Source organism: Variovorax sp. KBW07 (assembly GCF_003852515.1).
Classification (GTDB): domain Bacteria; phylum Pseudomonadota; class Gammaproteobacteria; order Burkholderiales; family Burkholderiaceae_C; genus Variovorax.
In genome coordinates this window covers 1-11,702 of sequence record NZ_QAJK01000122.1, presented here as the reverse complement: position 1 = coordinate 11,702, position 11,702 = coordinate 1, and the positions used below count along the sequence as shown (strand labels likewise).

The window sequence follows — 11,702 nt, the reverse complement described above, 5'->3', positions numbered from 1 at the left end:
GCTACCAGGAGCCGACGTCGGCGTTGGCTTTCTCGCCGCCGGGCTCGCCATCGGCGCCCAGCGAAAACACGTCGATCTCGCCGTGCGTGCCCGGGTTCAGGTACTGGTAGGCATTGCCCCACGGGTCGGCCGGCAGGCGTTCCAGGTAGGTGCGCCAGTTCGGCGGCGCCTTGCCGGCGGAGGGCTTTTCGACCAGCGCGCGCAGGCCCTGCGTGGCGCTGGGGTAGCTGCCGTTGTCCAGCCGGTAGAGCTTCAGCGCCTGCATGATGGCGGCCACGTCCTGCCGGGCCGCGGTGGCGCGCGCCTGGTCGGGCCGGTCCATCAGGCTGGGCACGATCAGCGCGGCCAGCACGCCGATGATGACCAGCACCACCATCAGCTCGATCAGCGTGAATGCGCGCTGCAGCGACGACCGGAAACGGGAAGAAGAAACGGAGCGCCGACCTGCGCGACAACGGGTTGAACGTGCGGCCATCTTCCACTCCCGGAACAAAGGACATCAAGGGCTTTCACGCAGCCATCCTCGCAGCGCAGCATGTCAGTCCGATTGAAAATCCTCGGGAGTTCCGGGCTGGCCGCCCTCAGCAGAACAGGCAGACGCGGTGCGGCCCGTTGCCTCCGCCCAGCGGCAGTCGGTTGCCCAGCAGCTGGACGCGCGTGGCCGGCGAGCAGCTGGCGCACACCGTCCTGCCGCAGCAACGGCAATGGTGGCGGCCGTTGGCCGAAAAAACGCCCTGGACGCCACTGAGCAGTGCCTGCCCGCAGATGGCGCAGGCATGCAGGTTCGCCATGGCCGCATGGTGAACAACGCCAGCCGGGTGATGCCCTGCGGCCACGGCATCGACCAGGTTGGAGATCCGTGTGACGTGTTCTGTGTGCAGCCCCGTGATGTAGACCCGGCTTTCGAAAGCCGTGGTGCCGTACTCCGGGCGGCGGATGGTCAGGTACGCATGGAGCGGGAATGCCTCGATGCCGTCGTTGTGCGCGGGCACCCCGCCGTCGTCGATCTGCAACCACCAATGCGTGTAGTTGGGGCCTGCCAGCACGGTCGCGCCTTGAGAGTCGGTGCTGTGCGGGTCGTAGTGCATCACCACCTTGTACGGCGTCGGCGCCAGGGACCAGTTCAAGCCGTTCATCTCGATGGCGCACTTCACCAGTTCGGTGTTGATCCGTTTCAGTTCGGCCTGGCGCGCAACCGATTCCGCCAGGGCACCGCGATGCACCGTCCAGGCCGCTTCAAGAGTGGCCAGGCGTTGCAGGTTCGCCGGCGTGAACCAGGCGGCGTTGTTGACGACAGCGCTCTGCGGCGTCAGCGGTGCGCCGATGCTGACATAGGTGAACATGTCCGTCGGGTCGACGGGCGTTGCCCGGAAACCGGTCAACGCCCAGTTCCAGCAGGCCAGAAGCCCGGCGCCGTGCGGCGCGTTACCGTGCAGGGGAAGGTATTTCAGCTTGCGGCGCGTCGGCAAACTCAGGTGTGGCATATCTGCGTCCGGGGGGTATTGGCGGGCAGAGAATAGAGAGGGGCCGCGCCACGGTCCATCACCGTTTCTTGGGATATTGCGAACCCGGGTAACCCGTTTGGATTCACATCGCGATCAAGGCAGACTAAGGCATGGACAAGCATTTCCTGAACCCGCTCTTCGCGCCCGCCTCCATCGTCGCTTTCGTCGGCCATGCCGACGATCCGGGCGGCCAGACCTCTGCGGGCCACACGCTGCGACAAGCCTTTCGCGCCGACCGTTTCGACGGCACGCTGCGCTTTCTGGACGTTCGCACCAAGGGCACGCTCGAAGAGCTGTCGCAAACGCACGCCGACCTGGCGCTCATTGCGCTGGCGCCGCGCGATGTGGCGGCCGCGCTCGAAATTGCCGGGCGCATCGGCTGCAGCGCCGCCGTGGTCATTTCGAGCGGCATCGGCGCCGAGCAGGCCGACCAGTGGCGCAAGATCGCGCGCCGCGAGGGCGTGCACCTGCTGGGCCCCAATTCGCTGGGCTTCCAGCGCCCGCTGCTTCACTTGAACGCCAGCGTGGCCGGGCCGCTGGCCAAGGCGGGGCCATTGGCGCTGGTATCGCAGTCGGGCGCCCTGACCGCTTCGATGCTCGACTGGGCGCGGCAGAACGGCGTGGGCTTTTCCAGCGTGGCGTCGCTCGGCCCGCACACCTCGGTCGACATTCCGCAGGTGCTCGACTTCCTGGCCAACGACCAGGCCACGCACAGCATCATCGTGTACCTCGAAGGCATTGCCGACGCACGCCGCTTCATGAGCGCGCTGCGCTCGGCCTCGCATGCCAAGCCGGTGGTGGTGCTCAAGGCCGGCCGCAAGCCCGCCGGCAACGAGGCCGCGCAAACCCACAGCGCCGCCATCGTGGGCAGCGACGATGTGTTCGATGCGGCGCTGCGCCGCGCGGGCGCGGTGCGGGTGCGCTCCTTCGTCGAGCTGTTCTCGGCCGCCAAGTGCCTGGCCTCGCGCTACCGGCCGGTGGGCAAGCGGCTGGCCGTGGTCACCAACGGTGGCGGGCCCGGCGTGCTGGCCGCCGACTGGATCAACGAGATCGGGCTCGACCTGGGCAAGCTGTCCGCGCCGGCGCAAAAGCTGCTGCAGCCCACGCTGCCACCGCTCGCCTCGCTGGCCGACCTGATCGACCTGTCGGAAGACGCCACGCCGGCGCATTACCGCGCTGCCATCGAAGCCGCCTCGGCCGACAGCCAGGTCGATGGCGTGCTGGCCATCTTCTCGCCCAAGCCCGGTGCCGATGCGGCCGCCACGGCCAAGGCGCTGGCCGACATTCCGCGGCCCATGAACAAGCCGCTGCTGTCGTGCTGGATGGGCGACTCGTCGGTCGGACAGGCGCGCACCGTGCTGGCCGACGCCACCATTCCCAGCTTTCGCACGCCCGAGGCGGCGGTGGGCGCCTTCGGCAACATCGCGGCCTTCTACCAGAACCAGCAACTGCTGCAGCAGACGCCACCACCGCTGTCGGCACTGGCCAAGCCCGACATCGAGGGCGCGCGCCTGCTGATCGAAAGCGTGCTGGCCGAGCGCCGCAAGGTGCTGACCGAAATGGAGTCGAAGACGCTGCTGTCGTCGTTCCACATCCCGATCACGCGCACGCTGCTCGCGCGCAGCGCCAACGAAGCCATGATGATCGCCACGCAGCTGGGCTTTCCGGTGGCGCTGAAAATCGATTCGCCCGACATCTCGCACAAGTCCGACGTCGAGGGCGTGGCACTGAACGTGATGAACGGCACCGGCGCGCGCGACACCTACATCGAGATGATGGAGCGCGTGGCGCGGCTGGCGCCCGAGGCGCGCATCAACGGCATCACGGTGCAGAAGATGGTGCGGGCGCGGCGCGGCCGCGAGATCTATGTCGGCATGGTGACCGACCAGCCCTTTGGCCCGGTCATCGTGTTCGGCGCGGGCGGCACCATGATCGAGCTGCTGAACGACCGCGCGATGGAGCTGCCGCCGCTGAACCAGTTCCTGGCGCGCCGGCTCATCGAACGCTCGCGCGTGGCCGAGACGCTGGGCGAATGGCGCGGCGCCAATGCCGTCGACATGGAGGCGCTAGAGCACGTGCTGCTGCGTGTATCGGAAATGGTGTGCGAGCTGCCCGAGCTGCGCGAGATGGACATCAACCCGATCATCGTGGACGAGTCGGGCGCCATTTCGGTCGATGCGCGCATCGTGGTCGACAGCAGCACGCAGGCGGTGGCGGGCCATGTGGGCAACGGCTACCAGCACCTGGCGATCATGCCGTACCCCGCGCGCTACCGGCGCGAATGGCCGCTCTCGGGTGGCGGCACGTACATCGTGCGCCCGGTGCATCCGAACGACGCGCAGATGCTGCAGGCGCTGGTGCAGGGCCTGTCGCCCGAGAGCCGCTGGTTCCGTTTCGTCTCGCGCTTCCACGAGCTGCCGCCGTCGATGCTCTCGCGCTTCACGCTGATCGACTACGACCGCGAGATGGCGCTGGTGGCCGTGGTGGTCGACCGCAGCGTGGCGCCCGACGGCACGGTGCTGGACACCGAGCGCATCGTGGGCGTGTCGCGCTACATCACCAACCCCGACCAGACCAGCTGCGAGTTCTCGCTGGTGGTGGCCGACGAGTTCAGCGGCAAGGGCATCGGCTCGCGGCTGATGGAAAGCATCATCGACGTGGCGCGCGACAAGGGCCTGGCCGAGATCGACGGGCTGGTGCTGGCCAACAACCCCGACATGCTGAAGCTGGTGCGCCGGCTCGGGTTCAGCGTGAAGCCCTTCCCCGAAGACCCGGACTTCAAGCTCGTGACCTACATGCTGTAGAGGCCGGCCTCCCCGGCCGGCCCCGCGTTCGGCGTTCGGCGATTGCCTCGTCCGTCAGTCCGCGTGGTTCATGTCCGTGCATTCGTGCGGATCGGCACGGCACATCTTCTCGTACGCCACCACCGCCTTGCGGCGCTCGCTCAGGGCCAGCGGCGTGCGGAACGGCGCGAGGATTTCCGCGAGCGACAGGCTCACGCCGTTCTTCACCACGTACTCGACGGCGGCCGCGGCCTTCAGGTCTTGCAGCGGATTGCCGCGCACCGCCACCAGGTCGGCCAGCTTGCCGACCTCGACCGTGCCCAGGTCCTTGTCGACCCGGCTCATCTTCGCGGCGTTGAGCGTCACGTCCTGCAGCGCCTGGTGGTTCGACGTCACCATGCCGGCCGCGCGCAGGTTGGTCTGCAGCGCAATGCCCGGCGCCACCAGCGGCGTGTCGGTGCCAATGGCCAGCAGGCCGCCGGCGCGCTGCACCTTGGCCGATTGCTCGGCGTCCTTGCGTGCGCCCTGCAGGATGGCTTCGGTCGGTGCCGCCGTGCCCGTGAGGCCCGTCAGGAAGTTCGGCGGAATCAGCAGGTTGAAGCGGTCGTCGGAGACCATCGAAGCGTCTTGCCCCACCAGCGCGAGCGACGAGAACAGCGTGTCGACCAGCCGGAAGTCGGCCTTGGCATGCAGGTCGTAGGCGTCCTGGTAGGTAAAGCCGCCGACCGATTTCGACCAGCCATAGCCCATGCGCTGCGTGGCCGACAGGTGGGTGGTGCCGCCGATGCCGGCCGCCGCGCCCGGCGCCAGCATGTGGGTGCCGGTAGGCACGCCCATGTCGAGCCCGGCCTGCGCGATCTTCGCCATGATCGGGATCGGCGCGCGCACGTACGACTTCAGGTAGTCCACCCCCATCGCCTTGGCCTTGGCGATTTCCATGTCGGCCACCTCGGGCGTGCGCAGGGTGCGCGCAAAGCTGTAGAAGAGCCGGTTGCCCTCCCACAGCGGCGGCGACACGAACACGCGCGGCCCGACCAGGTTGCCCGCGTCCAGTGCCTCGCGCATTTCGATGCTCTGATGCAGCGGCCCCGCGACCGATTGCGTCGAAGTAATGCCGTAGGCCAGCATCGACGCGGCCACCTGGCCGAACTGCCCGCCCTGGTACAACGTGAGCGGATGAAAGTGCGGGTCCCAGAGCCCCGGCATGACCGTGAGCGCGGACGCATCGATGAACTTGGCGGCAGTTTTGGCCGACGCCGCGTCGTGCGGGCGGATCGCGGTGATGCGGTTGCCGTCGATCACGATGTCCACGTCGGTCTTCAGCGTTTCGCTGTTGCCGTCCCAGAGCCGGCCGGCATGCACGATGGTCGTGCCCTTCGACACGGCCTGCGTCCACGAGAGGTTCAGCGGCACCTCGGTCGCGTTCGATCCATCGGCGGCAATGGTCTTCAGCTTGTCGGTGGCCTTGTAGAGAATGGTGCGCGAATCGCCGGCCCATGAAGGCAGGTCTGCCGCCTCTTTCGTGATGGCCACGGGTGCGCCGGCCGGCGAACCGTCGGGCTTCAGCGGCATCACGTGCAGCACCGAGTCCATGATGAACGCCACCTTGCTGCCGTCCGGCGAGACGGCGGCGGCGCCCTCCTCGCGGTCCGAGATCTGGCGCGGCACCTCGGCCACCGGATAGAAGGTGCCGGTCTTGCCGGCCACGTCGATCACGCGCAGCTTGTTGTAGCCCTCGCGAAAGCGGTTGTTCATGCGCTCGTTGTCGACCAGCACCACCTTCTTGCCATCAGGCAGCCACGACGGCGTGCTGACCTGCGAGCTGACTTGGGCAATGACGGTCTGCGCCGTGCGCGCGCCCACGTCCCACACCTCGAGCTGGCCCGAGCCCGTGGTGTAGGCAATGCGGTCGCCGGTGGGCGACATCTTCGGCGTGACCATCGACTTGGCACGGATCGCGGCCAGCCGCGTGCGCGTCTTCGAGGCGATCTCGATCTTGTCGATGGCCAGCGCGCCGGCGTTGTCCTTCTCGGTCGAGAAATACACCGACAGGCCATCGGGCGTGAACTGCGGGCTGCCGTCGCGCGCGGTGTCGTTGGTCAGGCGCACGGGCGCCTGGCCGATCTTCATGACCCAGACGTCGTTCAGCGCGACGAAGGCCACGCTCTGCCCGTCGGGCGAGATCACCGGGCCGCTGATGCCGCGCACCGGCTGCGCGCCCATGGTGTTGAAGCCGCGGTCTTTCTGCTTGTCGATGACCGGGCGGCGCACGGTCAGCGTGGCGCTGAACGGCACATCGGCCGGGTCGGTGCCGGCGCCACTGCGGATTTTTATCTTGCCGTCTGCCGTGTACATGAAGCGGCCGTCCGCCATGTAGCGCACCGGGAACGGAAAGAAGTCTTCGCCCGGTGCCACGTCCTTGCCGGCCACCGTCAATGCCTTGCGGTCGTTCTGGAACACCAGGCCCGTGCCATCGGGTACCCACGCGGGCATGGTACCGGCGCCGACGAGCTTGGGCGCGTCGCTGCCGCCGATGGTCTTGGTGAACACGCGCAGCGTGTCCACGAAGGCGATCTGCTTGCCGTCGGGCGACACCACCGGGTTGCTTTCCGCGCCCGGTCCCGAGGTCAGCGCCGTGTAGTTGGGGTCGGACAACGACACGCGCCATATCTTGTACTGGCCGTCGTTGCCGCGGTCCGACGCAAAGACCAGGCCGTTGCCATCGGGCGTCCATGCCGGCTCGCGGTCGTCATACGGCCCGGTGGTCACGCGGCGCAGGTCGGCGCCGTTGGGCCGTACCACCCAGATGTGATAGTTGCCCTCGGCGTCGTAGTTCTGGAACGCGAGCAGGCTGCCGTTGGGCGACCACACCGGCGCGGTGGGCTCCATGTCCCAGCTGGTGATGCGCGTCGCGGTGCCGCCGCCGATGGGAAGGGTCCACAGCGCGCCCATGGCCGTGAACGCGATGCGCTTGCCGTCGGGCGATGGCGCCGCGGCCATGTTGGTGCCCTCGTGGAATTCCACCGACACGTCCCGGGTCGAGCCCTGCAGCGTGTTCACGCTGGTCACCGGCACGGCCGGCGGCGTGATGCCCGAGAGGTCGACGAATGGCGCGCGGCTGCCGCCGCCGCATCCCGCAACGAACAGCGAGGCCGCCGCCACGGCGACGAGCGTCGCCCTTCGGGTGCCGCCTGCGAAGCGTTGGGAGAAGAGAGAAGCGTGGGGTACCTGCTGGTACGAAACCGACGGACGTGCGAGTGCCGCCGCATGCTTGCGCATGTTCATGGGGTTGTCTCCTGTTGGTCTTTTTTCTTGCCCGCAACTTCGCTTGCGAACGCGCGGCACGCGACATAACACTTGCAACGTGCCGGCTCACTTTGTGTGAGCTTTCTGACAGTCCGCTTACCTGTTACGGATAGAGATAATTGCGGCTGTCACTCATCGAAGCTCCAAATGTTCCTGCGTATTACCGGCCGCCTTGCGGCATCGCTCGCCGTGCTGCTCTCGGCACTGTGGGCCTGCCTGGCACTTTGGTATCAGTTGCCGGCCGTGCCTGCACTGAAAGTTCTCGCGGGCGTGCTGTGGGCCGGCTTCGGCCTGGCCGCCATCGTGCTGACGTGGCGCGGGCGGGCCGGGCGCGCCCTGCTCTCCTACGTGGTCGGCTTTGCCATGCTGCTGAGCTGGTGGGGCACCATATTGCCCTCGCAGGACCGGGTGTGGGCCGACGACGTGGCGCGCCAGCTGGTCGCCCGTGTCGACGGCCACATGGTCACCATGGAAAACGTGCGCAACTTCGACTGGCGCAGCGACACCGACTACACGCCGCGCTGGGAAACGCGCCGCTATGACCTCGACCGCATCCGCTCGGTCGACGTGGCGCTGTCGTACTGGACGGGCCCGGCCATCGCGCACACGCTGGTGTCGTTCGGCTTCGACGACGGCCAGTTCCTGACCTTCTCCATCGAGATCCGCAAGGAACGCGGCGAAAGCTTTTCATCCATCGGTGGCTTCTTCAAGCAGTTCGAGCTGAGCCTCGTCGCCGCCGACGAGCGCGACGTGGTGCGCGTGCGCACCAACGTGCGCGGCGAAGACGTCTACATGTACCGCGTGCTGCTGCCGCGGCCCGAGATGCGCTCGCTGTTCCTGGCCTACGTCGACGAAGCCGCCTCGCTGGTGCGCGCGCCGAGCTTCTACAACACGCTCACCGCCAACTGCACCACCATCGTCTACGCGCTGGCCAAGCACATCGTGCCCGGCCTGCCGATGGACTGGCGGCTGCTGGCCTCGGGCTACCTGCCCGATTACCTGTACGACGTGGGCGGCCTCACGCCGGGCTACAGCCTGGAAGCGTTGCGCGCCGACGGCCGCATCACAGACCGGGCCATCGCCACGGACAAGACGCCAGGCGCGAATTTCTCGCAGGCCATTCGCCAGGGCATTCCAGGCACCGCGGCCAGCAGCACCGGGGCTGCGCAGTGAAACGCGCACGCGGTTTCTCGCTGCCCGCCCTGTTGTGCGTGTGCGCAGCCATGCTGCTGGCCGGTTGCGCGGGCGTGCAGGTCGGCTCGATCTCGCCGGCCGAATACCTGGCGCAGCGCCGCGGCGACGTGCTCACCACGGGCCGCTTGAGCACCTCGGCGCAGGAGGTGCTGCGCGTGATCGGCTCCGACGCCGACCTGTGCCGCAAGGACGGCCAGGCCTGCCGGCAGGCGCTGGCCGATTCGCCCGGCATCACCGACGAGCAGCGGCTGTCGGCGCTGTCGGAAGTCTGGCTGCAGGTGGCGCTGGCGGAAGAAAAGAGTAACGGCTCGGGCGGCTTGACCGGCTCGAAAGCGCCGGCCGGCGCGGCCATCGACGCGTGGCTCGAATCGGCCCGCCATGCCTACGCCTACCTGTTCTTCACGGCGCGCAACCCGCGCGACCGCGCCTTCGAAGACCGGCAGACCCAGGTGCGCGACTACTACAACTACGCGGTGCAGCAGGCCATTACCGGCCTCTTCGGCCGCTACCAGAAAAGCAACGAGGCGGGCCCACCGGCCATTCCCCAGGTGGGCGGCTGGCACATCGACAGCGACCTGTCGGCGCTGCAACTGCAGCCCGGCGCGGCGGTGCCGCAAGAGCTGATTCCGGCCGCGTCGCTCACCTTCTCGGGCCTGCGCAACATCTACCGGCGCGACGGCTTCGGCGCCGAGCTGGTGGCCGTGACCGACGAGCGCCCGCACGCCGACAAGGTGCCCTACCGCGAGACGCCCTTCCCCGCGCTCACCGCCGTGCTGAAGTTCGATGGCGCCGACCTGCGGCAGGTGATGGCCACGCGCTCGCTGCGCATCGTGGTGTTCGATCCGTACAAGACATCGACCGTGCGGCTGGGCGAGCAGGACATTCCGCTGGCCGCCAACTTCACCTCGGGCTACGGCCTGTGGCTCGCGCGCTCCGACTTCGCGCTGCAGGCGCTGCGCAGCCTGTTCGGCAGCGCCGACGGGCTCACGCAACCGCGCATCTACCTGATGCAGCCGTACGACCCGAACCGCCGCACCATCGTCATGCTGCACGGCCTGGCCAGCAGCCCCGAGGCGTGGATCAACGTGGCCAACGAAGTTCTGGGCGACGAAACCCTGCGCCGCCGCTACCAGGTCTGGCAGGTGTACTACCCCACCAACGCGCCGCTGCCGATCAACAACCTGGCCATCCGCGAAGCCGTCACGCAGACGCTGGCGCACTTCGATCCCTCGGGCAAGGCCGAGGCCTCGCGCAACATCACGCTCATCGGGCACAGCATGGGCGGCGTGCTGTCGCGGCTGATGGTTTCCTCGTCGGAAGACAAGCTCTGGGAGGCCCTGCTCGAAAGCTACCCGATGCAGGGCGCGCAGCAGACGCGCATCGAAAAGCGGCTGGCGCCATACCTGCGCTTCGAGCCCTTGCCGCAGGTCAGCGACGCCATCTTCATTGCGTCGCCGCACCGCGGCACCGACTTTGCCAACAACCGCATTTCGCGCTGGGTGGCCAACCTCATCACGCTGCCGGTGACCATGCTCGGGCAGCTCAGCGACATCTCGCGCGAGCTGATCCGCATCGCGCCGGGCAAGCAAGACCTGGGGCCGCTGCGCATTCCCAACAGCATCGACAACCTGAGCGACCGCGACCCGTTCGTGCGGCTGTCGTCGGGCCTGCCGATGAACCCGCGCGTGCGCCTTCATTCGATCATCGGCAACGACACGCCGGGCGTGCCGTTGGCCGAAGCCAGCGACGGCATCGTGCCGTATGCGAGCGCGCATCTGGATGGCGCTTCGTCGGAGCTGGTGATTCCGTCGCAGCACAGCGTGCAGGAGAACCCGCTGGCGATCCTGGAGATTCGGAGAATCCTGAGGGAACAGCTGGCGCTGCCGGCGGTGGCAGCGCCAATCGCGACGGCGAAGCCCTAGACGCGGTGCGCCGCGCGGAGCGGTCGGTCAGTCAGTCGGCCGGTCGGTCGTTCACGCATGCGTCCAGCGCGCATGCAGCCACCGCGCAAACGCATCGAGCAGGTACCCCAGCGCCCCGATCAGCAAAATCACGGCCATGAGCTCTGAATACGCGAGCCGGTCGCGCGTGTCGAGCACGAAGTAACCCAACCCGGCCGAGACGCCCAGCATTTCGGCTGGCACGAGAACGATCCAGACGATGCCGATGGCCAGCCGCACGCCCGTGAGAATGTGCGCGGTGATGCCCGGCAAGATGACGCGCAGCACGGTCTCGCGCCGCGTGGCCGAAAGCCCGCGCGCGAGCATGAGCCAGTGCGGATCGATCTGCGCCACGCCCGCGGCGGTGTTGAGCAAAATGGGCCACACGGCGGCGAACGCAAGCAAAAAATACACGGGCAGGTCGCCCACGCCGAGCACCATGACTGCAATGGGCATCCACGACAGTGGCGAGATCATGCGCAGGAACTGGAACACGGGCGTGCTGCCCTGCGCAAAGCCGCGCGAGAGGCCGGTGAGCACGCCGAGCGGCACGCCGAACACGATGGCCAGCAGCAGTCCGACAGCCACGCGCTGAAGGCTCAGGAGCGCGTGGTGCCAGATGTCGCCGCCCACGAGCAGATGACCCAGCGCCACGAGCGACGGGCCGGGTGCGAAGGCGGCGGCGATGGGGGTGCGTTGCGTCAGCAAAAGGCTTCCGGCCCACCAGGCCGCCAACATCACAGCCAGGCCTGCCAGGGGCAACAACCAGCGGCGGGGCATCTCAGTGCTTCTCCTCTTTGTTTGTTGCTGGGTGAGTTCTGGGCGCTGTTGTCCAGGGCGCGTGCGACTGACACCGGGTACTTCCCTCCGCGAATGTCCCCCGCTTCGCTCCTCCTTTATTTCGCTGCGGGAAGCACCCGATGCCATTCGCACCTGGGCACGCTCTGCGCTTACGGCCGATCAACGACCGCTCT

Annotated in this window: 7 protein-coding genes; 3 read left to right on the top strand and 4 right to left on the bottom strand. The window is 67.9% G+C overall.

Going from position 1 to position 11,702, the window contains the following annotated elements; translation table 11 throughout:
- Window position 1: 1 nt before the first annotated feature.
- Together gspG and DBV14_RS22970 are read right to left on the bottom strand one after the other, a co-directional pair.
- On the bottom strand, window positions 2-475 hold the full coding sequence (gspG, locus tag DBV14_RS22975; RefSeq protein ID WP_124462433.1) for a type II secretion system major pseudopilin GspG: 474 nt from the start codon (window positions 473-475) through the stop codon (window positions 2-4).
- Window positions 476-581: 106 nt separating this feature from the next.
- The gene (locus DBV14_RS22970) at window positions 582-1,469 is read right to left on the bottom strand and encodes an FYVE zinc finger domain-containing protein (protein ID WP_185546099.1); all 888 of its coding nucleotides are present in this window, start codon (window positions 1,467-1,469) and stop codon (window positions 582-584) included.
- A gap of 146 nt (window positions 1,470-1,615) precedes the next feature.
- Here DBV14_RS22970 and DBV14_RS22965 point away from each other — a divergent pair, with 146 nt between their 5' ends.
- Window positions 1,616-4,309 (top strand): bifunctional acetate--CoA ligase family protein/GNAT family N-acetyltransferase, encoded by a 2,694-nt coding sequence (locus tag DBV14_RS22965; RefSeq protein ID WP_124462429.1) that lies wholly within the window; start codon window positions 1,616-1,618, stop codon window positions 4,307-4,309.
- Between the two features lie 54 nt (window positions 4,310-4,363).
- On the opposite strand, the gene DBV14_RS22960 is transcribed toward DBV14_RS22965, so the two are convergent.
- The gene (locus tag DBV14_RS22960; protein WP_124462427.1) at window positions 4,364-7,573 is read right to left on the bottom strand and encodes an amidohydrolase family protein; all 3,210 of its coding nucleotides are present in this window, start codon (window positions 7,571-7,573) and stop codon (window positions 4,364-4,366) included.
- Window positions 7,574-7,741: 168 nt separating this feature from the next.
- Here DBV14_RS22960 and DBV14_RS22955 point away from each other — a divergent pair, with 168 nt between their 5' ends.
- On the top strand, window positions 7,742-8,767 hold the full coding sequence (locus DBV14_RS22955; protein WP_124462425.1) for a DUF4105 domain-containing protein: 1,026 nt from the start codon (window positions 7,742-7,744) through the stop codon (window positions 8,765-8,767).
- A 50-nt stretch (window positions 8,768-8,817) separates the two neighbouring features.
- Window positions 8,818-10,710 (top strand): triacylglycerol lipase, encoded by a 1,893-nt coding sequence (locus DBV14_RS22950; RefSeq protein WP_185546104.1) that lies wholly within the window; start codon window positions 8,818-8,820, stop codon window positions 10,708-10,710.
- A 51-nt stretch (window positions 10,711-10,761) separates the two neighbouring features.
- Here the strand turns inward: DBV14_RS22950 and DBV14_RS22945 are convergent, their stop codons facing one another.
- Complete coding sequence (locus tag DBV14_RS22945) at window positions 10,762-11,508, bottom strand: ABC transporter permease (RefSeq protein ID WP_124462421.1); 747 nt, start codon at window positions 11,506-11,508, stop codon at window positions 10,762-10,764.
- Window positions 11,509-11,702: the final 194 nt, after the last annotated feature.

Excerpts from the sequence above, each read along its gene's own strand:
- gspG (WP_124462433.1), bottom strand. The coding sequence starts at position 475 with ATGGCCGCACGTTCAACCCGTTGTCGCGCAGGTCGGCGCTCCGTTTCT.
- DBV14_RS22965 (WP_124462429.1), top strand. The coding sequence starts at position 1,616 with ATGGACAAGCATTTCCTGAACCCGCTCTTCGCGCCCGCCTCCATCGTC.
- DBV14_RS22960 (WP_124462427.1), bottom strand. The coding sequence starts at position 7,573 with ATGAACATGCGCAAGCATGCGGCGGCACTCGCACGTCCGTCGGTTTCG.
- DBV14_RS22955 (WP_124462425.1), top strand. The coding sequence starts at position 7,742 with ATGTTCCTGCGTATTACCGGCCGCCTTGCGGCATCGCTCGCCGTGCTG.
- DBV14_RS22950 (WP_185546104.1), top strand. The coding sequence starts at position 8,818 with ATGCTGCTGGCCGGTTGCGCGGGCGTGCAGGTCGGCTCGATCTCGCCG.
- DBV14_RS22945 (WP_124462421.1), bottom strand. The coding sequence starts at position 11,508 with ATGCCCCGCCGCTGGTTGTTGCCCCTGGCAGGCCTGGCTGTGATGTTG.